Source organism: Burkholderia sp. 28_3 (assembly GCF_003253915.1).
Lineage (GTDB): Bacteria > Pseudomonadota > Gammaproteobacteria > Burkholderiales > Burkholderiaceae > Burkholderia > Burkholderia cenocepacia.
In genome coordinates, this window is the sequence record NZ_QKZF01000035.1 from 18,017 (window position 1) to 40,017 (window position 22,001).

At 67.7% G+C, this 22,001-nt stretch carries 23 protein-coding genes; 16 read left to right on the forward strand and 7 right to left on the reverse strand.

The window, feature by feature from the left end:
- Positions 1-79 precede the first annotated feature (79 nt).
- The gene (locus tag DFS13_RS36715) at positions 80-430 is read left to right on the forward strand and encodes a RebB family R body protein (RefSeq protein WP_006498416.1); all 351 of its coding nucleotides are present in this window, start codon (positions 80-82) and stop codon (positions 428-430) included.
- 180 nt (positions 431-610) lie between these two features.
- Positions 611-934 (forward strand): RebB family R body protein, encoded by a 324-nt coding sequence (locus tag DFS13_RS36720; protein ID WP_111442805.1) that lies wholly within the window; start codon positions 611-613, stop codon positions 932-934.
- Positions 935-1,016: 82 nt separating this feature from the next.
- Here the strand turns inward: DFS13_RS36720 and DFS13_RS36725 are convergent, their stop codons facing one another.
- Positions 1,017-1,691 carry a Crp/Fnr family transcriptional regulator gene (locus tag DFS13_RS36725; protein ID WP_111442806.1) on the reverse strand — a complete coding sequence of 225 codons (675 nt, stop codon included), beginning with the start codon at positions 1,689-1,691 and terminating at the stop codon, positions 1,017-1,019.
- A gap of 411 nt (positions 1,692-2,102) precedes the next feature.
- Between DFS13_RS36725 and DFS13_RS36730 the strand changes: the two genes are divergently transcribed.
- From DFS13_RS36730 to argE, 8 genes are all read left to right on the forward strand, one after another.
- Entirely contained in the window at positions 2,103-2,660 is a 558-nt protein-coding gene (locus DFS13_RS36730) for an RNA polymerase sigma factor (RefSeq protein ID WP_006498413.1), read from the forward strand.
- Between the two features lie 114 nt (positions 2,661-2,774).
- Positions 2,775-3,068: a RebB family R body protein gene (locus tag DFS13_RS36735; protein ID WP_006498412.1), complete on the forward strand. Its 294-nt coding sequence runs from the start codon at positions 2,775-2,777 to the stop codon at positions 3,066-3,068.
- Positions 3,069-3,102: 34 nt separating this feature from the next.
- Positions 3,103-3,726 carry a hypothetical protein gene (locus tag DFS13_RS36740; protein ID WP_226244867.1) on the forward strand — a complete coding sequence of 208 codons (624 nt, stop codon included), beginning with the start codon at positions 3,103-3,105 and terminating at the stop codon, positions 3,724-3,726.
- A gap of 188 nt (positions 3,727-3,914) precedes the next feature.
- The gene (locus DFS13_RS36745; RefSeq protein ID WP_006498410.1) at positions 3,915-4,361 is read left to right on the forward strand and encodes a hypothetical protein; all 447 of its coding nucleotides are present in this window, start codon (positions 3,915-3,917) and stop codon (positions 4,359-4,361) included.
- 294 nt (positions 4,362-4,655) lie between these two features.
- The gene (locus DFS13_RS36750; RefSeq protein WP_006498409.1) at positions 4,656-5,978 is read left to right on the forward strand and encodes an NAD(P)/FAD-dependent oxidoreductase; all 1,323 of its coding nucleotides are present in this window, start codon (positions 4,656-4,658) and stop codon (positions 5,976-5,978) included.
- Between the two features lie 73 nt (positions 5,979-6,051).
- Positions 6,052-6,489: a RidA family protein gene (locus tag DFS13_RS36755; RefSeq protein ID WP_006498408.1), complete on the forward strand. Its 438-nt coding sequence runs from the start codon at positions 6,052-6,054 to the stop codon at positions 6,487-6,489.
- A gap of 8 nt (positions 6,490-6,497) precedes the next feature.
- A complete protein-coding gene (locus DFS13_RS36760; protein WP_111442807.1) occupies positions 6,498-7,175 on the forward strand; it encodes a DUF1028 domain-containing protein in 678 nt (225 codons plus the stop codon).
- Positions 7,168-8,331: an acetylornithine deacetylase gene (gene argE, locus DFS13_RS36765; protein ID WP_006498406.1), complete on the forward strand. Its 1,164-nt coding sequence runs from the start codon at positions 7,168-7,170 to the stop codon at positions 8,329-8,331. The genes DFS13_RS36760 and argE overlap by 8 nt, the downstream gene beginning before the upstream one ends.
- Before the next feature lie 75 nt (positions 8,332-8,406).
- Here the strand turns inward: argE and DFS13_RS36770 are convergent, their stop codons facing one another.
- Entirely contained in the window at positions 8,407-9,339 is a 933-nt protein-coding gene (locus DFS13_RS36770; protein WP_034203656.1) for a LysR substrate-binding domain-containing protein, read from the reverse strand.
- Between the two features lie 392 nt (positions 9,340-9,731).
- Between DFS13_RS36770 and DFS13_RS36775 the strand changes: the two genes are divergently transcribed.
- Positions 9,732-11,153: a cytosine permease gene (locus DFS13_RS36775; RefSeq protein ID WP_048989242.1), complete on the forward strand. Its 1,422-nt coding sequence runs from the start codon at positions 9,732-9,734 to the stop codon at positions 11,151-11,153.
- Between the two features lie 97 nt (positions 11,154-11,250).
- Here DFS13_RS36775 and DFS13_RS36780 read toward each other — a convergent pair whose 3' ends face one another.
- The 5 genes from DFS13_RS36780 to DFS13_RS36800 all read right to left on the reverse strand — a co-directional run bounded on the left by DFS13_RS36780 (position 11,251) and on the right by DFS13_RS36800 (position 19,379).
- A complete protein-coding gene (locus tag DFS13_RS36780) occupies positions 11,251-13,530 on the reverse strand; it encodes an FdhF/YdeP family oxidoreductase (RefSeq protein WP_058903695.1) in 2,280 nt (759 codons plus the stop codon).
- 124 nt (positions 13,531-13,654) lie between these two features.
- Complete coding sequence (locus tag DFS13_RS36785) at positions 13,655-16,483, reverse strand: ATP-dependent Clp protease ATP-binding subunit (RefSeq protein ID WP_060264095.1); 2,829 nt, start codon at positions 16,481-16,483, stop codon at positions 13,655-13,657.
- A 634-nt stretch (positions 16,484-17,117) separates the two neighbouring features.
- Positions 17,118-17,387 carry a hypothetical protein gene (locus tag DFS13_RS36790; protein WP_006498399.1) on the reverse strand — a complete coding sequence of 90 codons (270 nt, stop codon included), beginning with the start codon at positions 17,385-17,387 and terminating at the stop codon, positions 17,118-17,120.
- Between the two features lie 104 nt (positions 17,388-17,491).
- Entirely contained in the window at positions 17,492-18,307 is an 816-nt protein-coding gene (locus tag DFS13_RS36795) for a family 1 encapsulin nanocompartment shell protein (protein WP_006498398.1), read from the reverse strand.
- Entirely contained in the window at positions 18,300-19,379 is a 1,080-nt protein-coding gene (locus DFS13_RS36800) for a Dyp-type peroxidase (protein WP_006498397.1), read from the reverse strand. Before DFS13_RS36800 ends, DFS13_RS36795 begins: the two co-directional genes overlap by 8 nt.
- A 414-nt stretch (positions 19,380-19,793) precedes the next feature.
- On the opposite strand from DFS13_RS36800, the gene DFS13_RS36810 reads away from it, so the two are divergent.
- The 5 genes from DFS13_RS36810 to DFS13_RS36830 form a co-directional block, all read left to right on the forward strand.
- Positions 19,794-20,171 (forward strand): LysR family transcriptional regulator, encoded by a 378-nt coding sequence (locus DFS13_RS36810; RefSeq protein ID WP_034204043.1) that lies wholly within the window; start codon positions 19,794-19,796, stop codon positions 20,169-20,171.
- A complete protein-coding gene (locus tag DFS13_RS36815; RefSeq protein ID WP_006498395.1) occupies positions 20,168-20,620 on the forward strand; it encodes a phosphate-starvation-inducible protein PsiE in 453 nt (150 codons plus the stop codon). The genes DFS13_RS36810 and DFS13_RS36815 overlap by 4 nt, the downstream gene beginning before the upstream one ends.
- Before the next feature lie 87 nt (positions 20,621-20,707).
- Entirely contained in the window at positions 20,708-21,163 is a 456-nt protein-coding gene (locus DFS13_RS36820; protein ID WP_060264101.1) for a DUF1269 domain-containing protein, read from the forward strand.
- A gap of 35 nt (positions 21,164-21,198) precedes the next feature.
- Positions 21,199-21,447 carry a hypothetical protein gene (locus DFS13_RS36825; protein WP_006498393.1) on the forward strand — a complete coding sequence of 83 codons (249 nt, stop codon included), beginning with the start codon at positions 21,199-21,201 and terminating at the stop codon, positions 21,445-21,447.
- Positions 21,448-21,828: 381 nt separating this feature from the next.
- Positions 21,829-22,001: GntR family transcriptional regulator (locus DFS13_RS36830; RefSeq protein ID WP_124673894.1), on the forward strand; the 173-nt coding region annotated here is incomplete at its 3' end.

Genomic DNA, 22,001 nt, shown 5'->3' on the forward strand with positions numbered 1-22,001 from the left:
GTGCGGTGTTCCGGAGCAAACGACGGAGCGGGCAGCGCCGATTCGATGCGCAGCCCGTTCGCGAAACAGGAGAAATACGATGGCAAATGACACAAACGACGCGAAGGACCCCTGCAAGACGTGTGCGGTCAACGCCGCGATCACCGACGCGGTCACGCAGACCAACGTCAAGGTGGTCGGCGAGGCGCCCGCGATGGCCACGGGCTCGCTGTACCAGGCCCAGAGCCATTCGCTCAGCGTGCTGTTCGAGAACGCCGTGCAGCAGCAGTCGCAGTCCGCGGTGCAGCTGCCGACCTCGACGAACGTGGGCACGATGCAGCTGTACACGCTCGGGCCGGCGAGCGCCGGCGCGGCCGCGACGGAAATCGGCTCGAACGGCGTGCTGTCCGTGCTGGCCGACGTGCTCGCGCTCGGCAAGGCGCTGGCCTGACGCGTAGCCCGGCGTCGGCGTCGGGCGGTGGCCCCGATCGCGGTGGCTGCCGCCCGGCGCCCGACATCGTGTCGACGCACGTGACGGCGGACACCCCGTCACGTAGCGCCGGCGCCGGCCGACCCACTCATGCGCTCGCCACGACCGCGCCGCGGCGGCGAGCCAACCAGGAGCCAAGACATGCCGGAACAGGTTTCCCACGCGACGACCGATGCAGTCACGCAAGCCAACGTCAAGGTAGTGGGCGAAGCGCCCGCCGTGGCGTTGGGCACGCTCATGCAGTCCAACAGCCACGCGTCCGCGATCCTGCTTCACAACGCGGTGCAGATGCAGGCGAACCAGGCGGCATCGAACCTCGCCGCCACGACCGTCGGCATCATGCAGCTCTATGCCGGCTCGCCGGTAGCGCTGGCCAGCGCGGCGCGGTCCGCGAACGACAACTTCGTCTCGCAACTGGCCGCCGTCGCTCAGTTGATGAACGCCATCGGCCACGGGCGCGGCTGACCTTCACCGCGCGCCGCGCAATCCGGCGCGCGCAACCATGCCCGCATGGCGGCGCTGCCCGGCGCACGCGCTTGCCGGGGCATCAATTGGCGGCGACGATGGTCCGGAGCTGCTCCGGTTTCTCGATCGTCACACCGTGTTCGTGTAGCCGGATCAGGCCGTCGCGCTGCATCTTCTGCAGGCTGCTGTTCAGTCGCGGCCGGCTGACGTTGAGCATCGCGGCGAGGATGCTCTGGTTCTCCGGCAGCGGCACCTCGAGATCGTTTCCTTGCATGCGGTTCAGCAGATGGCGCGCGAGCCGTGCTTCGAGCCGGTACAGGCATGCCGACTCGACGAAGTCGCTCAACTGGTGAATGTGCCGGCACAGCTGCTCGTGGATGCGCGCCATGAATTCCGCGTTGGCCTGCAGCGGCGCGAAGTGCTGGCGATGCAGCAGCGAAATGCGACAGTCGGGGCTCAACTGGGCGGTGAAGCTGCGCCGGTGCGCGCGAATCAGCGTGTTCTCGCCGATGAGGTCGCCCGGCATCGCGTGACCGAGAATGATCTCGCGTCCGCCGGGTTCGTGCAGCGTCTTGTAGACGCGGCCGCGGTGCACGAACGCGACGAAATCTCCCGGATCGCCCTTGAAGAACAACAGGCGATTGCCGTGTTCCGGCCAGGGCGCGACGTGCCGCTCGATGTGCGCGAGCAGGCTCTCCGGAAGATCGGCGAGTATCGGTATATTGCGCAGCGTTTGAGCGTTAGCAAGGGCAGGCATGTTTTCCGCGCGAGGTTGTTTGACGATGCAGCCACCTAGCGAAAAACGCTGCCTTTGGCATTGCGTGAAAAATGAATAATGAAAGTATCGAAATAATCGGCAAGCGGTCCGGACGGGGCCGTGTTTTGGCGGCAAGCGCGCTTGTTCGACCGACAGGGGAAGCCGCATGCCGGCGCACGGGCGCATCGCGGCGGGAGTCGTGCTTGTTCATCGCAATGCCGTTATCCGGTCAGGCCCGGCGACGCACCTGAAACGACGGATCGGGCTATGCCGGTGAATTAAAATTTCCGTTCATAATAATCAAGAAAATTTACTGAAACCGATTATCGTTATATCGGTGTTACACGGGTAACAGCGCCATTCCCGGCGTCGAATCGATTCTGTGTTTTCCATAAAAAAGGAAGACACGGGATGACAACCTCGAACCAGCACGCTGCCCCGCCGCCCGAGTCTCCGGCGCAGCAGCTCGACCGCACGTGGCGGGAAATGCAGGGAAAATTGCGGCGCCGCGCGCGCCTGTTGTGCAAGGGTGATATTCACCGTGCCGACGAACTGCTTTCCGATACCGCACTCAAGGTCCACATTTATCTGCAGCGCTCGCCCGAGCGCGTCCGGAACCTGACGGGCTTTCTCTTTCTGGCGCTGAATCACGCGTTCCTCGATGGCGCGCGCCGCCGTCTGCGCGAAAGCGGCATGCTCGAATTCGACCCGGGCTGGGACGACGATCACGCCGTCGAGCTGGCCGGCCACGCGCCGTCGGTGGAGCAGCAACTGCTGCTGCGGCAACAGCTGCTGCGCCTCGAGCAGGCGCTGTCCATGCTGTCCCCGCAGCAGCAGATGCTGTTCACGCTGAAGTTCGAGGAGGACCGGCCTTATCTGCACATCGCCGAGACGCTCGGGATCAACGAGCCGCTCGCCAGAAAACGGGTCGAGCTGCTGCGCAAGAAGTTGCGCGAGGAACTCGCGTGAGCGCGTTCACGAATGCCGGCACGCAGCGTTCCTAACGGCATGCGCGGCGTCGATGGCCTGCCGGCCCGCCCGTTCCTTCAATCGCATGCCGGAGCCGAGATCCGAGGAGGCCTCGTGGCAGACAAAGTCAATGAGCAGATTACCGATGCGCTGACGCAGACCAACGTCAACGTCGTCGCGGGATCGCCGGCCCAGGCGCTGGGCATGCTGTACCAGATGTTCAGCCAGGCCGTCGGCATCTCGGCGCAGAACATGACCCAGCAGCAGGCGGCGCTGAACCAGATCTCGAACGCCGTGGTGTCGAAGGCGGTGGCCATGATCCTGTCCGTCGAAGCGTCGCCGAAGCCGGCATCGGGCGGCGCGTCACTGCCCGCGGCGGGCGGGCCGCCGACGGGCTCCACGCACTAGGATGCGACGTTATCAGGATATCTGAATAATGAACATGAAAGGTCTTTTGGGCGGCCGCGCAGACGGCGCGACGCAAGCGCCGGACGGCACCGCGGACGCAGCAGCCGCCACATCCGCCGCAGCCGAAGCAACGACGCCGGCCGATGTCGCGCCGCACGCCGCTGCTTCGGCAGCCGGCACGCGCGCGTGGCCGACCAACCGGCTGCGCAGGTTCACCGATGCGCTGAAGGCGCCGGACCAGATCGCGGGCGCGAGAGGGTCCGCCCACTCGGCGCTGCAGACCGTGCAGGCGATCAACGCGGAGGCTGCGTCCTACGCGACGACGCAGATCGCCGTCGGCCCGAACATGATGATCACGCAGGCGGGCGGCATGGTCGCGCAGGCGGCGGCCAACTACTTCGAGGCGTCGACGTCGCTGGCGATCGCGGGCAAGAGCGTGCTGATGAAGGACCTGGCGCAGAAGACCATCGACGAGGACGTGAAAGGCATGGCGATGGATGCGGTGGGCCTGCTGTTGACGGACCTGTTCGTCGCGACCGCGGCGGTCGTCGCGGGCGCCGCGGAGGCGATCGAAGGCGAGGCCGCGAGCGTCGCGCTCGACAGGATCGACGAGAGCCTGCAGAAGTATCAGGCGTTGCTGGACAAGAAGGGCACGTAGGGCGCGACGTCGATCACGAACGTCGCGGGCGATCGCCTGTCGCGCGAGTGGCGGCAACGCATCGATCGACACGACCCGCCGGGCCGCCCGGCCCGATGCGGGATGTGAGCGGCAGGCGCGACGCGCGTTCTTCGTCGAACACGTCGCGGCCTGCTACCGGCAGTCCAGTCCAATCATGTGAGGAACCCATGTCCTACATCATTCAGCACGTAAACGGTCCCGCGCCGCTGGCGGTCGGCGAGCGCCAATGGGGAGATGCGACGGAAATCGATTTCGGCGCGATGACGAGCTGCATCGCGCTCGTCGAGCAGACGCCGGGTCAGCCGACGATGGTGCGCGGCATCCATCTGTCGATCGTCGGCCCCGACGGCACGAAGGTCTACGACACGGCGGCGAATGTCGCCGGGCAGGTCGAGACGATCATGCAGCAGAGCGGCGACATGCGTGCGTGCCTCGGGCGTATCGACGTCTGGCAGGCCAACGAGTCGCAGGAGGTGCAGGATTTCTTCGCCGCGCTGATGCAGAGTCTCGACATGTTCGAGTGGGTGCAGGTGCCGGACGGCAATCTGCGGGTGCGAATCCATGGTGGCGTGATGGCGTATCGGAAGGGCACCGACGGGTGGACCAACGTGTAGTCGGCACGAGCCGGTGACATACCGGTGGGGCGCGTCGACGATCGGTTCGGCTGCGTCGGGACATCGGATTTTTTGGCGCACCCATGCGCTCGTGTCGAACCGTTCCCGACCGGCATTGCGCTTCGGCTACCTGCTTGCACGCTGCGCGCCACCGCCTCCCGCCCCAGCTTTTTGCTCGTCAACACCAACAAAAAACCTCATTTCGCGCCAGCCGCCCTGTCCGCAGAATGTCTCCATTCCAGCTCACGCAGCGACACGCGCGTCGCATGAGCCGCACTTCAGAAGGAGACAGCCGTGGCAGTCGAAACAACCTCAATCGATACGCTCGTCGTCGGCGCCGGGCAGGCCGGCGTGGCCATGAGCGAACATCTGGGCAAGCTGGGCGTGCCCCATCTCGTGCTGGAGCGCAGCCGCATCGCCGAACGCTGGCGCACCGGACGCTGGGATTCGCTGGTCGCGAACGGCCCCGCGTGGCACGACCGTTTCCCGGGGCTCGAATTCGACGGCCTCGATCCCGACGCGTTCGCGTCGAAAGACCAGGTCGCGGACTACTTCGAAGCGTATGCACGCAAGTTCAACGCGCCGATCCGTACCGGCGTCGAAGTGAAGCACGTCGTGCGCAACACGGGCAAGCCGGGCTTCGTCGTCGAGACGTCGGACGGCACGATCGAGGCGAACCGCGTGGTGGTCGCGACGGGGCCGTTCCAGCGCCCGGTGATTCCGCCGATCGCGCCGGACGATGCGCGCCTCGTGCAGATCCATTCCGCCGACTATCGCAACCCCGGTCAGCTTCCGGCGGGCGCGGTGCTGGTGGTCGGCGCCGGTTCGTCGGGCGTGCAGATCGCCGACGAGCTGCAGCGCGCGGGGCGGCAGGTGTACCTGTCGGTCGGGCCGCACGATCGTCCGCCGCGCGCGTATCGCGGCCGCGACTTCTGCTGGTGGCTCGGCGTGCTCGGCGAATGGGACAAGGAAGTCGCGACGCCCGGCCGCGAGCACGTGACGATCGCGGTGAGCGGCGCGCGCGGCGGCCATACGGTCGATTTCCGCGCACTGGCGAACCAGGGCGTGACGCTGGTCGGGCTGACGAGGTCGTTCGACGGCGGCGTGGCGGTGTTCGAGCGCGATCTCGCGATCAATCTCGCGCGCGGCGACGAGAACTACCTGGCGCTGCTCGACGCGGCCGACGCGTATGCGGCACGCAACGGCCTAGACCTGCCGGAAGAGCCGGACGCGCGGCGCATCCTGCCGAATCCCGAATGCGTCGCGCATCCGATCCTCGCACTCGACCTCGCCGGCGCCGGCATCGCGTCGATCGTCTGGGCGACGGGCTATGCCGTCGACTACGGCTGGCTGAACGTCGACGCGTTCGGGCCGGACGGCAAGCCGCAGCACCAGCGCGGCGTGTCGAAGGAGCCCGGCATCTATTTTCTCGGGCTGCCGTGGCTGTCGCGGCGCGGCTCGAGCTTCATCTGGGGCGTGTGGCACGACGCGAAACACATCGCCGATCACATCGTCACGCAGCGCAAGTACCTCGCGTACCACGACGCGTCGCAGCACCGCGCGGCCGCGCAAGCGGCACGGCCCGACGCCCGCCCGCTCGCCGAAGCGGCGAACTGATCCCCGACACATCCCGCCGCGCCGCGATTGCTTCCGGCGCGGCGGGCAACCCACCGACACTCGAAGGACCTCGATGAGCCAGCCCACCCATACGCGTATCCGCATGTTCAACACCCGGGATACCTACCCGAACCAGACGCTCGACAACGACCTGTGCCAGGCCGTGCGGGCCGGCAACACCGTCTACGTGCGCGGCCAGGTCGGCACCGATTTCGACGGCAACCTGATCGGCCTCGGCGACGCGCGCGCGCAGGCCGAGCAGGCGATGAAGAACGTCAAGCAATTGCTCGAGGAAGCCGGCAGCGACATCACGCACATCGTGAAGACGACGACCTACCTGATCGACCCGCGTTATCGCGAACCCGTGTACCAGGAAGTCGGCAAGTGGCTGAAAGGCGTCTACCCGATCTCGACGGGGCTCGTCGTCTCCGCGCTCGGCCAGCCGCAGTGGCTGATGGAGATCGACGTGATCGCGGTGATCCCCGACAACCGGCAGCCGAACCGCGCATAGGAGGCGACATGACTTTCTCCATCGTCGGGCGCTGCCCGGAAACGGGCCAGCTCGGGATCGCGATCAGCTCGTCGAGCATCGCGGTGGGCGCGCGCTGCCCGTGGGTGCGCGCGGGCGTCGGCGCCGTCGCGACGCAGAACATCACGCTGCCGGCGCTCGGGCCCCAGATCCTCGACCTGATCGAGCACGACCCGCTGACGCCCGCCGCGGCGCTCGACCGCGCGTTGAGCGCGAACGGCTGGAGCCAGTACCGGCAGGTCACGGTGATCGACGGGCAGGGGCAGACCGCCTGCTTCACCGGCAAGGAGGCGCTCGGCACGCATCACGCGGTGCAGGGCGAGCAGTGCGTGGCGGCCGGCAACCTGCTCGCCGCGCCGACCGTGGTCGACGCGATGGTGCGGGCCTTCGAGCAGGCGCCCGGGCTGCTCGCGGATCGCCTGCTGGCCGCGATGCACGCGGCGATGGCGGCCGGCGGCGAGGCCGGGCCGGTGCATTCGGCCGCGTTGAAGGTGGCGGGCGACGTGATCTGGCCGATCGTCGACCTGCGCGTCGACTGGGCCGACGCCGATCCGATCGGGCAGCTCGATGCGTTGTGGCGCGCGTATCGGCCGCAGATGCAGGACTACCAGACGCGCGCGCTGAATCCGACCGCCGCGCCGAGCTACGGAGTGCCGGGCGATGAGTGATCCGTCGAGCCGCGCGCTGCTCGAACGGCTGATCGGCTTCGCGACGGTCAGCCGCGATTCGAACCTCGAGATGATCGGCTTCATCCGCGACTATCTCGCCGGGTTCGGTGTGGCGAGCGAACTGTTCTACAACGCGGAGCGCACGAAGGCGAGCCTGTACGCGACGATCGGCCCGTGCGATCGCGGCGGCGTCGCGCTGTCGGGCCATACCGACGTGGTGCCGGTCGACGGGCAGGCGTGGACGGTCGAGCCGTTCCGGCTGACCGAGCGCGACGGCCGCCTGTACGGTCGCGGCACGGCCGACATGAAGGGCTTCATCGCGTCGGCGCTCGCGGCCGTTCCGGCGTTCGTTTCACGGCCGCTGGGCCTGCCCGTGCATCTGGCGTTCTCGTACGACGAGGAAGTCGGTTGTCTCGGCGTGCGGCCGATGCTCGACCAACTGGCCGTGCGCGAACATCGTCCGCGGCTGTGCGTGATCGGCGAGCCGACCGAACTGAAGCCGGTGCTCGGTCACAAGGGCAAGCTCGCGATGCGCTGCCACGTGAAGGGCGCCGCGTGCCACTCGGCTTACGCGCCGTCGGGCGTCAATGCGATCGACTACGCGGCGAAGCTGATCGGCCGGCTCGGCGAGATCGGCGCGGCGCTCGCACGGCCCGAGCATCACGACCGCCGCTTCGATCCGCCGTTCTCGACCGTGCAGGCCGGGCTGATCAAGGGCGGCCGCGCGCTGAACATCGTGCCGGCCGAATGCGAATTCGATTTCGAGGTGCGTGCGCTGCCGGATTTCGATGCGCACGACGTGCCGAGAAAGCTGCAGGACTATGCGGAATCCGAACTGTTGCCGAAGATGCGCGCGGTGCAGCCCGATACCGACATCCGGTTGCAGCCGCTCGGCGCGTATCCGGGGCTGGCGACCGCGCCGGACAGCGAGGCCGCACGCGTGCTCGCGCTGCTGAGCGGCTCCGATGCGTTCGGCACGGTGGCGTTCGGCACCGAGGGCGGGCTGTTCGGGCAGGCCGGCATTCCGACCGTGGTGTGCGGGCCGGGCAGCATGGAGCAGGGGCACAAGCCCGACGAGTTCGTCACGCTCGACCAGCTGCACGGATGCGACGCGATGCTGGGCCGCCTGGCCGCGTATCTCGCTTCCGACGCCTGAACGTGCGGCCGACACGCACGCACCGCATCCGGCGGCGCGTGCGTGGTCCTGTTCCCGCTCGCGATCCTGTCGTCCTTATCGCGCCGATTGTGCCGATTGCGCGACGATCTGCGCGAGCCGTTCGCGGCAGAAATCGACGAACGACTGCGCCTGCTTGGTGAGCTGGCCGCGCTTCAGCCGTGCGCTCACGAGCCCGGACGGGCTGACGGTTTCACTGAGGGCGATCGTCACGACGCGCTGGCCGTCGTACGTATAGTCGGAATGCGGGCGCGTGACGAGCAGCGAGAACCCGAAGCCCTGGCCGACCATTCCGCGCACCATCTCGATCGACGGCGAGCCGAACACGATGTTCGGCGTGAGCCCGAGTTCATGAAACAGGCTCACGAAGTACGTGCGGCTCGGTTGCACGTCGAGCAGGATCATCGGCTCGACGCACAGGTCGCGCAGCGACACGTGCGTCTGGCCCGCGAACCGGTGGTTCTCCGGCAGCAGCACGTACGGCTGCTGCGGCGGCATCAGCGGCTCGGTTTCGATCGTGCCGTCCAGATCGTGGTCGTACATCAGCGCGAGATCGAAGGTGCCGGACGTCAGTCCCTGCACGAGTTCCTGCTGGTCGCCGTCGCGCAGCCGGATGTTCACGCCCGGGTAGCGCTCGCGAAAACCGGCGATCAGTTGCGGCAGATAGAGCGGCGCGACCGTCTCGAAGCAGCCGATGTCGATCTGCCCGGTGATCACGTCGTTGTCGGCGAGCGCGTTCTGTTCGAACTCGTGCGCGATGCGCAGCAGTTCCTGCGCTTTCCGGTAGAAGCGCGTGCCGCTCGGCGTCAGCGACACGCCCTGCGCGTGGTGGCGGATGAACAGCTTCACGCCGAAGCTCTCTTCGAGCCCCTTGATCGCGCTGGAAATCGACGGCTGCGCGATGAAGAGCTGGCGCGAGGCCTCGGCGACGCTGCCGGATTCGACCGTCGTGATGAAGTATTTCAGTTGCCGCAAAGTGTAGTGAGCCACAAGCACCTCTGATGCCCGGCCCCGGCGTGCCGCCGCGGGCGCATGCGCGTTCCGTAGGGAAACAGACCCTGGCACCTTACCTGAAGTCGTTCCGCGCCGAAATTTCCGCTGCAGAGCTTTTTCGTATGTCGCGGAAATATTTTTAGTATTTTCCGGTCCCGATGCACGTGGCGCACCATCGTCGCCAACCTGGATCGCGGCGAGGCCGCGCGTGCAGGCGGAGGCGGTCATCCGTCCCCGCCTGCCGCGCATCGTTCGCCTCGCCGACCCGGCCGCGTGTGCACGCGGCGCGGCGTCGCTCGCGCATCCGGACCCGATTGCCGGCGCGCACCCCGACGCGCGCCGGCGGAAACGGCACGCGCGCATCGCCGCGCAGGACAGGAGACATCACCATGACGAACGCGGAACGCAATGCGTCCCCGATGATAGAGAAGCACACGATCGGCTATGTGCCGCCTGCGGAACGCCACGGCAAGGTGCGCGACCTGTTCACGCTCTGGTTCGGCGGCAACATCGCGCCGCTGCCGATCGTGACCGGCGCGCTCGGCGTGCAGATGTTCCACCTGAACCTGATGTGGGGCATCGTCGCGATCGTCGTCGGCCAGGCGGTCGGCGGCGTGCTGATGGCGCTGCATTCGGCGCAGGGGCCGCAGATGGGCATCCCGCAGATGATCCAGAGCCGCGCGCAGTTCGGCTCGTGGGGCGCGCTGCTCGTGACGGTGATCGCGGCCGTGATGTACGTCGGCTTCTTCGCGTCGAACATCGTGCTCGCCGGCAAGTCGGTGCACGGCATCGCATCGTCGGTGCCGGTTCCGGTCGGCATCGTGATCGGCGCGGTGGGCTCGGGGCTGATCGGGATCGTCGGCTACCGGTTCATCCACATCCTGAACCGCATCGGCACGTGGGTGCTCGGCATCGGCATCGCCGTCGGCTTCTGGATGATCCTGTCGCACGTGAGCACCGCCGATTTCCTGACGCGCGGCGGCTTCGACTTCGCGGGCTGGCTCGCGACGGTGTCGCTGTCGGCGCTGTGGCAGATCGCGTTCGCGCCGTACGTGTCGGACTATTCGCGCTATCTGCCGGAGAACGTCGGCGTCGCGTCGACGTTCTGGGCGACCTATCTCGGCTGCACGCTCGGCTCGACGCTCGCGTTCATCTTCGGCGCGGTGGCGGTGCTCGCGGTGCCGGCCGGCGCGGACACGATGGACGCGGTCAAGCAGGCGACCGGCCCGCTCGGCCCGCTGATGCTCGTGCTGTTCCTGCTGAGCGTGATCAGCCACAACGCGCTGAACCTGTACGGCGCGGTGCTCGCGGTGATCACGTCGGTACAGACGTTCGCGTACAAGTGGATTCCGACCGCGAAGGCGCGCGCGGTGGTGTCGGTCGTGATCTTCGTCGCATGCTGCTACGCGGCGATCGGCGCATCGACGAACTTCGTCGGCAACCTCGTCGATCTGGTGCTCGCGCTGCTGGTCGTACTGGTGCCGTGGACGGCGATCAACCTGATCGACTTCTACGTGATCCACAAGGGCAAGTACGACATCCAGTCGATCTTCATGGCGGACGGCGGAATCTACGGCCGCTTCAATCCGCAGGCGCTGCTCGCGTATGCGATCGGTATCGTCGTGCAGATCCCGTTCATGAACACGCCGATGTATGCGGGTCCGATTCCCGCGCATCTGGGCGGCGCGGACCTGTCGTGGCTCGTCGGCCTGCTGCTGACGTCGCCGCTGTACTACTGGCTCGCGACGCGCGACAGCGCATATCGGCGCCGGCAGGGCGGCGCGCACCTGCCGCCGACGGCGGCGCGGTAAGGAAGGGGGCCGCCGCGTCGGTTGCGACGCGGCGGCGAGCAGCGGAAGGAACCGGGCAGGCCAGCGCCGGACTACAGGGTGCAGGCCTGCCGCGGCATCAGACCACCGCCGAGCGCGCGACGCGCACCGGCACCGACTTGTACGACGGCGTGCCGCTTTCCTTGTCGATGTAGTCGAGCGGTACGAGCACGTTCGCTTCCGGATAGTACGCCCCGACCGAGCCCGGCGCGATGTCGTACTCGATCGCGGTGATCTTTTCGAGGCGCAGCGTACGGCCCGACGCGGTCACCGTCTCGATGTCGACGAGGTCGCCGTGTTCGAGCCCGTACTTCGCGAGATCGGCCGCGTTCATGAACAGCACGTCGCGCCGGCCGAATACGCCGCGATAGCGATCGTCGAGGCCGTAGATCGTCGTGTTGTACTGGTCGTGGCTGCGCAGCGTGATCAGCCGCAACACCTGCTCGGCGCCGAGCACGTCCGCGTCCTCCTTCACGCCCTTGTAGACCGAGAACATCGCCTTGCCGGTCGGCGTCGGCCACACGCGCTCGGTGGGCGGCAGCGGCAGCCGGAAGCCGCCCGGCGTGCGGATCCGCTCGTTGAACGCCTCGAAGCCGGACACCGTCTTGTCGATCAGGTCGCGGATGCGGTCGTAGTCGGCGATCAGGTCGAGCCACGCGACCTTGCTGTTCGGCAGCGTCGCATGGGCGATGCCCGCGACGATCGCGGGCTCCGAGCGCAACTGGTCCGACGCGGGCTTGAGCTTGCCGGCCGACGCATGGACCATCGACATCGAATCCTCGACGGTGATCGACTGCCGGCCGGTGGCCTGCATGTCGAGCTCGGTGCGGCCGAGCACCGGCAGGATGAAGGTTTCCTTGCCGACCAGCAGGTGCGAACGGTTCAGCTTCGTGCCGAGATGCACGCTCAGGTCGAGCTTCGCCATCGCCGGGAACGACACCTCGGGGTCGGGCAGCGCGACCGCGAAGTTGCCGCCGAGGCACAGCAGCGCCTTCGCGGTGCCGTCGATCATCGCCTGCATCGCCTGCACGGCGTCGTGCCCGTGCTGCGCGGGCGGCGTGAAGCCGCACACGTCCTCGATCTTCTTCAGGAATTCGGCCGACGGCTTCTCGGTGATGCCGACCGTGCGGTTGCCCTGCACGTTCGAATGGCCGCGCAGCGGACACACGCCGGCGCCCGGCTTGCCGATGTTGCCGCGCATCAGCAGCAGGTCGGCGATCAGGCGCACGGTCGCCGTGCCCTTGTTGTGCTGCGTGACGCCCATCCCGTACGTGACGATCGTCGCGTTCGACTTCGCATACGCGAGCGCGACCTGTTCGAGCTGCGCCTGGCTCAAGCCGCTCGCGCGTTCGATGTCGTCCCACGACGTCGCCTCGAGATCGGCCGAGAATGCGTCGAAGCCGTTGGTGTGCTGCGCGATGAAGTCGCGGTCGAGCACGTTGCCTTGCTCGGCTTCGAGTTTCAGCAGCGCCTTCATGATGCCTTTCAGCGCGGCCGCGTCGCCGCCCGCGTCGACCTGGTAGTACGTCGACGCGATCCGCGTGGAGCCGAACGACGCCATCTCGATCATGTCCTGCGGATCGGCGAAGCGTTCGAGCGCGCGTTCGCGCAGCGGGTTGAACACGATGATCGGCACGTTGCGGCGCGCGCACTCGTGCAGCGTGCCCATCATCCGCGGATGGTTCGTGCCGGGATTGTGGCCGATCGAGATGATCAGCTCGCAGTGGTCGAAATCCTCCAGCGACACGGTGCCCTTGCCGATACCGATCGACTGCGGCAGGCCGACGCTGGTCGGTTCGTGGCACATGTTCGAGCAGTCGGGAAAGTTGTTGGTGCCGAGCTCGCGCGCGAACAGCTGGTACAGGTACGCGGCTTCGTTCGACGCGCGGCCCGACGTATAGAACTCGACCTGCTCGGGCGGCAGCGCGCGCAGCACTTCGCCGATGCGCGCGAACGCGTCGTCCCATTCGATCGCGCGGAACGTGTCGGTCGCGCGGTCGTAGACGAGCGGATGCGTGAGCCGGCCCATGTTCTCCAGTTCGTAGTCCGACATGCGCAGCAGCGACGACACGGTGTTCGCCGCGAAGAACTCGGGCGTCACGCGCTTGGTCGTCGCTTCCCACGTGACGGCCTTCGCGCCGTTCTCGCAGAACTGGAACGTCGACTTGTGTTCCTTGTCGGGCCACGCGCAGCCGGGACAGTCGAAGCCGTCGGGCTGGTTGGTCCGCATCAGCACGATCGGCGCCTCGATGGTTTCCATTTGCGTGCGCACCGCATCGGCTGTCGCGCGAAGCGCGCCCCAACCGCCGGCGGGCCCATCGTATTTCCTGATGCCTGGCACTTCGCGTCGATTTGTCATGGTGAATCTCCAATAGCCGGGCCCGGTGCGGGTGGCTCGGTTGCGCCGTGTCGCGGCGTGGGGCGGCTCCGTCCGGCGGACGGAGCCGGTCATGCATGCCCCGGGTTGCAGGGCATGCGTTGTTTTAGTGTGCGTCCTTCTTCGCGCCGGACGACTTCTTGCCGGGCTTCGCCGCGGGCGGCGGGGCGTCGGCGGGCGTGTCGTCCTGCTTCGCGTCTGCTGCTGCCTTGGCGGCCTTGCCGTTGGGTTTGGCCTTGCCGTCGGCGTCCGGCTTCGCGTCCTTCGCTTCCGGCGCGGCGAGCGTGTTGAACTTCACTTCGTCGCTGTCCTTGTCGTAGTCGACCTCGCACTTGTCGCCCGACTTCAGCCGGTCGGCGAGGATCTCCTTCGCGAGCCGCGTCTCGATCGTCTGGCGGATCTGGCGCTTCAGCTCGCGCGCGCCGAACTCCGGCTGGTAGCCGACTTCGGTCAGATGGTCGACGAGCGAGTCGCCCATCACGAGCGTGATGTCCTGCGCGGCGGCCGTGCGCACCACGCGGTCGAGCTGGATCTGCACGATCGAACGGATGTTGTCCTTCGACAGCGCGTGGAAGACGATCACCTCGTCGATCCGGTTCAGGAACTCGGGACGGAAGTGCCCCTTGAGCACCTGCATCAGTTCCTCGCGGATCGCCTTGTCGGTCTTGCGCGCGGCTTCCGGCTGCGTGAGGTTGTCCATGATGATCGCCGCGCCGAGGTTGCTGGTCGCGATGATGATCGTGTTGCTGAAATCGACCACGCGGCCCTTGCCGTCGGTGAGACGCCCGTCGTCGAACACCTGCAGCAGCACGTTGTAGACGTCCGGATGCGCCTTCTCGATCTCGTCGAGCAGGATCACGCTGTACGGGCGGCGCCGCACGCGCTCGGTGAGCTGGCCGCCTTCGTCGTAGCCGACGTAGCCGGGCGGCGCGCCGATCAGCCGCGCGACCGCGTGGCGCTCCATGTATTCGGACATGTCGATGCGGATGATCGCCTGCTCGTCGCCGAACACGGTCTCGGCCAGTGCTTTCGCGAGCTCGGTCTTGCCGACGCCCGTCGGCCCGAGGAACAGGAACGTCGCGATCGGCCGATGGGTCTGGCCGAGCCCCGCGCGCGACAGCCGCACGGCATCGCTGACGGCGACCACCGCATCGCTCTGGCCGACCACGCGTTCGCGCAGTTGCTCCTCCATCTTCAGCAGCTTCTGACGTTCTTCCTGCGTGAGTTCGGACACGGGGATGCCGGTCAGCCGCGACACGACCTCGGCCACCGATTCGACGGTCACCTCGAGCGTCTCCGAGCCGGTCTTGCGCTGCCACGCCTCCATCATCTCGTCGACGGCCTTCTGCTTCGCGTTGATCTGCTCCTCGAACTGCTTCGCTTCGTCGAAGCGCTTGCGCGAGGTCGCATAGTCCTGCTCGCGCTTCAGTTGCGCGATCTGCGCTTCGCCTTCCTGAATGGCGACCGGGCGCGACGTCGCGCCGATCCGCACGCGCGCGGCGGCCTGGTCGATCAGGTCGATCGCCTTGTCGGGCAGGAAGCGCGACGTGATGTAGCGGTCGGCGAATTCGGCAGCCGCGACGAACGCGTCGTCGGCGAACGTCACCTGGTGGTGCGCCTCGAGGCTGTCGCGCAGCCCGCGCAGGATCACGATCGTCTGCTCGACGCTCGGCTCCGGCACGAACACGGGCTGGAACCGGCGTTCGAGCGCGGCGTCCTTCTCGATGTACTTCTGGTATTCGTTGAGCGTCGTCGCGCCGATCAGGCTCAGCTCGCCGCGCGCGAGCGCGGGCTTCAGCACGTTCGCGATGTCGAGGCCGCCTTCGCCGCCGCCCTGGCCCGCGCCGACGATCGTGTGCAGCTCGTCGATGAACAGGATCAGTTCGTCCTGCTTCGCGGTCACTTCGTCGATCAGCTGCTTCGCGCGTTCCTCGAATTCGCCGCGATACTTCGCGCCGGCCACCATCGAGTTGATGTTGACCTCGACGAGCCGCTTGTCGCGCAGCACCTCCGGCACGTCGCCGTTGACGATCCGCTGCGCGAGGCCTTCGACGATCGCCGTCTTGCCGACGCCCGGCTCGCCGATCAGCACCGGGTTGTTCTTCTTGCGGCGCGCGAGCACCTCGATCGTGCTCTCGATTTCCTGCGCGCGGCCGAGCACCGGGTCGAGCTTGCCCTGGCGCGCGATCGCGGTCAGGTCGCGGCCGAACTTGTCGAGGTTCGGCGTGCCGGTCGGCGCATCGACGCGGCCGTCCTCCGCGCCCTTGCCGACCACCTTCACGACCTTCTGGCGCAGCGCCTCGGGCGTCACGCCGTATTTCTTCAGCAGCGTGCCGGCGACGCTGTCCGGCACCGACGCGAGCCCGATCAGCAGGTGTTCGGGGCCGATGTACGAGTGGCCGAGATCGCGCGACGCCTGGAACGCGTACTGCACGGCCTTCTTCACGCGCGGCGAGATCGACAGCTTGTCGAGCGGCGCATCGGGGTCGGCCGTGCCGGTGTGCGCGTGCTCGTCGATGTACGCGCGGATGTCCTGCGGCGACAGCTTCAGTTCCTTCAGCAGCGCGGCGCAGACGTCGGTGTCCGCGAGCGCGTACAGCAGGTGCTCGGAATCGAGTTCGCTGCGGCGCAGTTCATGCGCCTTCTCGGCCGCGCGCTGCAGCAGTTCGAGCGTCTGTTCGCTGAACGCGTCGGTCGGGTCGACCGATTCGCGCGGAATCTCGGCGGCGAGCGGCGATTCGTCGCCGAGCCCGCCGAACAGCGACGGGCCGCCACCGCCCAGCAGCGAATCGAACGGATTCAGCATGCTTTGATGCCGCATCAACTGACGGAAGTGGTAGTCGCAGATCGAGATCGTCTTGCGCTCGCCGTCCTGCATCACGGTTGCGCGCGCGACGGCCGGCCGGGCGTGACAGATATCGCAAAGTGCGGGCATGGTGGTCTGGCTCCTGTCGGTGAAGGTGGGTCGAAGGGTGAAGCCCGATGCGGTGCGGCGCCCGCGCGTTCCGACCGCGCACGCACGACACGCACGACACGCACCGCGGCGGCGCGCGTGCGGCACCGGTGCGTTCGCGCGGCGCGCGCCGGCGTGGCGCACGGTCGCGGTCCGGGCGGGAAGCGCAGGTGCTGCGAGGAGCCCACGGCATCGCTTCGACTGCGTTCAAAATAGCGAATCGGCACGGGCCATCCAAGACACAGTTCCATGCCGGGCCGGCCGTGAATTGCACCCTCACATGCGCGCGCGATCCGGCGACAAGGAGTACAGACGGGCAAGCGCGCCGCGGCGCGGGCGTGCGCGGCGCATGCGGCCTGCGGTGGAAGGGAACGGGAAGGGGCGGCGCGCGAACGGCGCGCGGTGCGGCATCGGCGCGCAGGGCGCCGGCAGCCGGCGAACCGGGGAGACGGGACGCGGGGCCGGACGCAAGACGGCGTGCGACACGCGGTGCGGGCGCGCGGCGGTTACGGCCGGCTCCGCACGCACCGCAGCCGATGCGTGGCGGGGGGCCGGCGAAGGCGAGGACGGGTTGCACGGGATGCGCCGGACATCGCGCAACCGTCGCGAACCGCGATCAGTCCGACAGGTTCATCGCGAGCCGTTGCCGGGCGATTTGCTTCACGTCGGACGAGAGTGCCGCATTCGGCAGACCATTGGCCCAGACGGAGAACGAATCCTCGATCAGGTTGCGCGTGTCGGGCGGCAGTTCGGCCAGCATCAGCGACACGACGGTAAACAGCACGGCGGTGTCGCCGGCCTGGCTGCCTGCGTTCGCGTCGACCGTCTGCTTCAAGGAAGCGACGGACGCCTGCAGCGCCTGTAATGCGTCATTCGATTCGCTCATGACATCCTCCATGCAAGATGGGCTGGATCGGCGACGAGCCTGCGGCCGGCGGTGCGGCCGTCGCGCGCGACGCCCGGCCGGGCATCGCGCGCGGGCAACCGCGCTCAGGCGGCCGCGTTGCCCTGCGGAGCCACGGCCACCGATGCTTCGCTCGTCAGCATCAGGAACGTGAAGGTCTCGCGCAGGTACAGGCGAACGCTCTTGTCGGTGTGGCTCGTGTAGCCGATCGACACGTCTTCCCCGAGGTGCAGCTCGTAGTCGCCGCCGCGCGTGGACAGCACGCAGCCGCCGCTGATCGCCGGCGCCCAGATGATCTCGCCGCTGACGATGCGTTTGATATGGCCGAGGACCGGATAGCCCTGGTCGCGCGCTTCGCTGAGCGCGGTGTACGCGTCCGAACCGAGCACGACCGAGTACGGGCCGTCGACGCCGGCGAGGCGCAGCGCTTCGAGTGCGTCGCTGATCGCGTCCGGGTATGCGCCGACGTCCGCCGGCAGCGTGAGCCGGCGGTTCGACGTGCCTTCGCGGATGCCGACGATGCCGGCTGCCGGGTAGCCGTCGAAGATTGCGTTGTCTTCGGCGAATGCGAGCCGCTGCGCGGCTTCCTTCGCCGGCTGCCAGTCGGCGTCGCGCGCGCCGCGCTCGACGCTGTCGATCGCGTCGCGGCTCAGCTCGAACGGCACCGTCAGCTCGACGATGGTGCGTACTTCGCGCAACCGTGCGTTCACGTGCTCGCGCGGCGCGGCGACGTCGAGCAGGTGCCCGGTGCCGACGGCCGACAGTTCGGGGCCCTCGGGGCCGTCGACGTCGACGACGCGGCGGCCGGCCACCGAGCGCTTGAAGGTGCGCGCCACTTCCTCCTCGATTTGTTCCCAGGCGGACGACGAGATCGGAGCGAGTTCGCGGTGCAGGTTATTCATAGGTCGGGGTTCCTTTCAGCGAGCCGATGTTCAGCGAGCCGTCGCGACGCGGGGCGGAAGGCGCGGACGGCGTGGATTCCGTTTGGATGGCTTCGGCGGGCGGCGCCGGGCGGTCGGCGAGCGCTTCGAGCAGGTCGGCCGACGGCACGAAGAACAGCGAGCCGGTGACCGCGCGGCTGTAGTCCAGCAGGCGGTCGTAGTTGCCGGGCGGCCGGCCGACGAACATGTTCTCGAGCATCTGCTCGATCGGCGCCGGCGAGCGCGCATAGCCGATGAAATAAGTGCCGAATTCGCCGGCGCCCGGGCGCCCGAACGGCATGTTGTCGCGCAGGATCTTCACTTCCTGACCGTCCTCGTCGAGCGTGGTCAGCGAGCTGTGCGAGCACGACGGCTTCACGTCCGGCGGGAGTTCGATGTCGGACAACTTGGTCCGGCCGATGATGCGCTCCTGCGTCTCGACCGCGAGCGCGTTCCAGCCGGCCATGTCGTGCAGGTACTTCTGCACGAGCACGTAGCTGCCGCCCGCGAATTCGGCGTCTTCGTCGCCGATCACCGTGAAGTCGACCGCCTCGCGGCCTTCCGGGTTCTCGGTGCCGTCGACGAAGCCGATCATCGCGCGCTGGTCGAAATTGCGGAAGCCGTGCACCTCGTCGACGACCGTGACCGCGTCGCCGAGCGCGCCGAGCAGTTGCGTCGCGAGTTCGAAGCACAGGTCCATCGCTTCGGCGCGGATGTGCAGCAGGATGTCGCCGGGCGTCGCGACCGCGACGCGCTGGCCGGCGCCGAATTCCCGGAACGGATGCAGCGACGCGGGGCGCGGCTCGCCGAACAGCGCATCCCATGCGTCGGAGCCGAAGCCGCACACACAGGTGAGATTGCCGCCCGGCACGCGCTTGCCGACCGAGCGCACCAGCGCGGCGATGTCGCCGCACCACGAACGGATCGTGTCGGCGTGATCGGCGCCCGGATTGATCGTCGCCACGAGAAAGATCGCGCTGCGCGTGATCGTGCTGTGAACGGCCTGGGAGAGCGGGGGAGGAGTGGTCTGCATCGCGGCCTGCCGGTCAGTCATGTCGGGACGGACGGGCCGCGGCAGCCGCGGCGCGCGAAGGCGAACGGTTGAACTGTGTCATGCGACGGTTCTCTTTGTGACATCCGGATGAAGGACGTTGCGCGGGCATCGCGCAACGGGCCGCAGCGGCGGCGGCCGGCTCCCGGCGCGACGGGGAGGCGGACGGGGTGGCCGCGCGTTCGCCCGGCGCGTGGGGCTGCCCGCACCGCGTAACGTCGTCGAGCATGCAATCTAGCAGCTTCGGCGGGTCTTTGGAACACGTATCGACGATCTGTCATTCGAATGGGTCAAACCGGGCCGGATTTTGTGCGGCGCCCGCGCAGCTGTACTCCTGGCGCGCGCGGCGCTGTGCTCTTGAGCGTGCGTGTCGCGTGCAGTAGATTAGGTTCGCTCCGCTCGACGACGGCCATCATGATGAACCTTTTGGAAGCGATGCGTATTTTCGGTGCAATCGTCGAGCACGGCGGGCTGTCCGGCGCGGCGTCCGATCTGAAGCTCGACGTCGCGCAGGTCGGCGCGCGGCTCGACGGCCTCGAACGCTATCTCGGCTGCCGGTTGTTGCTGGAGCGCGCGGGCGACGATGTCGTCTGCACCGAGGCCGGCGTCGCGTTTTACGCGTGTTGCCGGCGCACGCTGTCCGCGGTCGCGCAGGCGACCGGCGCGAGCGGAGCAGAGGCGTGCGCAACGGGTTCCCGTTCGCCCGTCGCGGGCTTTCCGTTGCCCGAGACCCCCCGTTGCGGCGACGGAGCATCGATCGCCGCGCCCACGACACTACACCGGCTCACACCTTGAATACGTCCACTGCATCCGCCGATACGGCCGCCGAGCGCATCCGTCGCCGCTTCGGCCATTTCCTTCACGCGGCCGAGCTGGCCGGGCTCGTCGTGATCGGGCTGGCGACCGCGTTCGCGATGACGCAGGAAGCGTGGAAGGTCGTGCTCGCGGGCGAAGTGTCGCTGACCGACCTGCTGTTGATGTTCCTGTATCTGGAAGTGCTCGCGATGGACCTGCGCTACCTGCGGCTCGGCCGGTTGCCGGTGCGGTTTCCGCTGTTCATCGCGATGACGTCGCTCGCGCGCGACCTGATCCTGCGCGGCGCGACCGACAGCCCCGAGCGCATGCTGATGACGACCTTCGGGATCGTGCTGCTCGCGGTCGGCGTGCTGATCCTGAGCTTCGGCCAGCATCGCTTTCCGGCGGACGTCGACGATGTCGAGGACGACGTGCATGCTCGCAAGTAATGCGGCCCGGGCGGCATTCGAAGCGAACCCCGGCGCGTCGTGCGCGGTGCGGCGGTTTCCCCACCATTCAATCAAGCGAGGTGTCGCATGACCAGGCAATTGATCGTCGCCGTGTTCGGCAGTGTCGAGACGGCTCGTCAGGCCGCGAACGATTTCGACGCGCTGTCGGAGAAGAACGAAGGATTCCACATCGAGAACGGCGTCGTCGTCGAGAAGGATGCGAACGGCAAGCTCGCGGTGCTCGACGCCGAATCGCGGCCGTTCAAGGGCGGGGTAATCGGCGCGATCGCGGGCGGCTTGCTCGGCCTGCTCGCCGGGCCGCTCGGCGTGGTGACCGGCATGGCGGCCGGCGCGGGCGCCGGCATTCTCGCGCAGGCGGCCGGCAACGCGCTGCTCGACGGCACGTTCGTCGAGACGGTCGCGGCGCGGCTCGTGCCCGGCAGCGTCGCGGTCATTCTCGAAGCGAAGGAGGACACGCCGTTCTCGGTCGACAACGTCGTGACGGGATTCGGCGGCAAGGTGTTTCGCCAGACGCTCGACTGAGCCCACCCCTTTTCGAACCGAGCCGGGAGAACCGCATGCGCATCGATCAATCGTACCGCCGCTTCGACATCGCGGCGACGCTATCGCCGCTGCCCGGCAACCGCGCGATCGCGAGCGTCGACGTGACGACCGACGATCCGGGCCGCCTCGCCGATCTCGGCACGAGCCAGTTCCTGCAGATCCGCAAGTGGCTCGAGTCGAACGACGTCGCGCTGCTGACGGTGGTGTTCGACGAGTGCAAGGTCGCGATCGACCACTACGCGGACAACGTCGACGACGCGTGAGGGCGAGCGGGCCCGCGCATGGCCGGGCTGCGCTTCACCGCCGCTCCCTCTGCTACCGCAATACATCGTGACGTGCGCCGGACGAACGGCTGCCGTGCGATCGCGCGCGGCCGCGCCGTCGCCTTCGCATCATCTGTTCACCACGCCGGCCGGATTTGACGTTTCCCCGCCAAACTGTCACTTACATTCGCCGAAATGACGCAGTAGGATGCCGAACCTTGTCTTGATGAGATTCGCATTGCTATCCGCCTTCAATTTCGGTAACGGACGAGGTTCGAACCGCGACACCCGCACCCGGCGACGGCTATCCGGCTTCGTGCGTCGGCGCGGCCGCGCCGCCCATGCGGCGCAGGCCGGTTCATCGCTGGCGGGGCGAGGCGGATGAAGCTCTACGAGAAATTTGCGAACGACGTAGAGCGACTCATTCGGCAAGGGGTATATCGACACGGCGACCGTGTGCCGTCGGTGCGGCAGGCGAGCCAGCAGCACCGGATCAGCATCACGACGGTGCTGCATGCGTATCTGCTGCTGGAAAGCCGCGGGCTGCTCGAAAG

What these genes read in the sequence shown, in the direction of transcription:
- DFS13_RS36745 (WP_006498410.1), top strand. Translation starts at nt 3,915, where the DNA reads ATGTCCTACATCATTCAGCACGTAAACGGTCCCGCGCCGCTGGCGGTC.
- DFS13_RS36720 (WP_111442805.1), top strand. Translation starts at nt 611, where the DNA reads ATGCCGGAACAGGTTTCCCACGCGACGACCGATGCAGTCACGCAAGCC.
- argE (WP_006498406.1), top strand. Translation starts at nt 7,168, where the DNA reads ATGAGTGATCCGTCGAGCCGCGCGCTGCTCGAACGGCTGATCGGCTTC.
- DFS13_RS36790 (WP_006498399.1), bottom strand. Translation starts at nt 17,387, where the DNA reads ATGAGCGAATCGAATGACGCATTACAGGCGCTGCAGGCGTCCGTCGCT.
- DFS13_RS36725 (WP_111442806.1), bottom strand. Translation starts at nt 1,691, where the DNA reads ATGCCTGCCCTTGCTAACGCTCAAACGCTGCGCAATATACCGATACTC.
- DFS13_RS36795 (WP_006498398.1), bottom strand. Translation starts at nt 18,307, where the DNA reads ATGAATAACCTGCACCGCGAACTCGCTCCGATCTCGTCGTCCGCCTGG.
- DFS13_RS36730 (WP_006498413.1), top strand. Translation starts at nt 2,103, where the DNA reads ATGACAACCTCGAACCAGCACGCTGCCCCGCCGCCCGAGTCTCCGGCG.
- DFS13_RS36760 (WP_111442807.1), top strand. Translation starts at nt 6,498, where the DNA reads ATGACTTTCTCCATCGTCGGGCGCTGCCCGGAAACGGGCCAGCTCGGG.
- DFS13_RS36775 (WP_048989242.1), top strand. Translation starts at nt 9,732, where the DNA reads ATGACGAACGCGGAACGCAATGCGTCCCCGATGATAGAGAAGCACACG.
- DFS13_RS36740 (WP_226244867.1), top strand. Translation starts at nt 3,103, where the DNA reads ATGAAAGGTCTTTTGGGCGGCCGCGCAGACGGCGCGACGCAAGCGCCG.
- DFS13_RS36825 (WP_006498393.1), top strand. Translation starts at nt 21,199, where the DNA reads ATGCGCATCGATCAATCGTACCGCCGCTTCGACATCGCGGCGACGCTA.
- DFS13_RS36715 (WP_006498416.1), top strand. Translation starts at nt 80, where the DNA reads ATGGCAAATGACACAAACGACGCGAAGGACCCCTGCAAGACGTGTGCG.
- DFS13_RS36820 (WP_060264101.1), top strand. Translation starts at nt 20,708, where the DNA reads ATGACCAGGCAATTGATCGTCGCCGTGTTCGGCAGTGTCGAGACGGCT.
- DFS13_RS36800 (WP_006498397.1), bottom strand. Translation starts at nt 19,379, where the DNA reads ATGACTGACCGGCAGGCCGCGATGCAGACCACTCCTCCCCCGCTCTCC.
- DFS13_RS36785 (WP_060264095.1), bottom strand. Translation starts at nt 16,483, where the DNA reads ATGCCCGCACTTTGCGATATCTGTCACGCCCGGCCGGCCGTCGCGCGC.
- DFS13_RS36755 (WP_006498408.1), top strand. Translation starts at nt 6,052, where the DNA reads ATGAGCCAGCCCACCCATACGCGTATCCGCATGTTCAACACCCGGGAT.
- DFS13_RS36780 (WP_058903695.1), bottom strand. Translation starts at nt 13,530, where the DNA reads ATGACAAATCGACGCGAAGTGCCAGGCATCAGGAAATACGATGGGCCC.
- DFS13_RS36810 (WP_034204043.1), top strand. Translation starts at nt 19,794, where the DNA reads ATGAACCTTTTGGAAGCGATGCGTATTTTCGGTGCAATCGTCGAGCAC.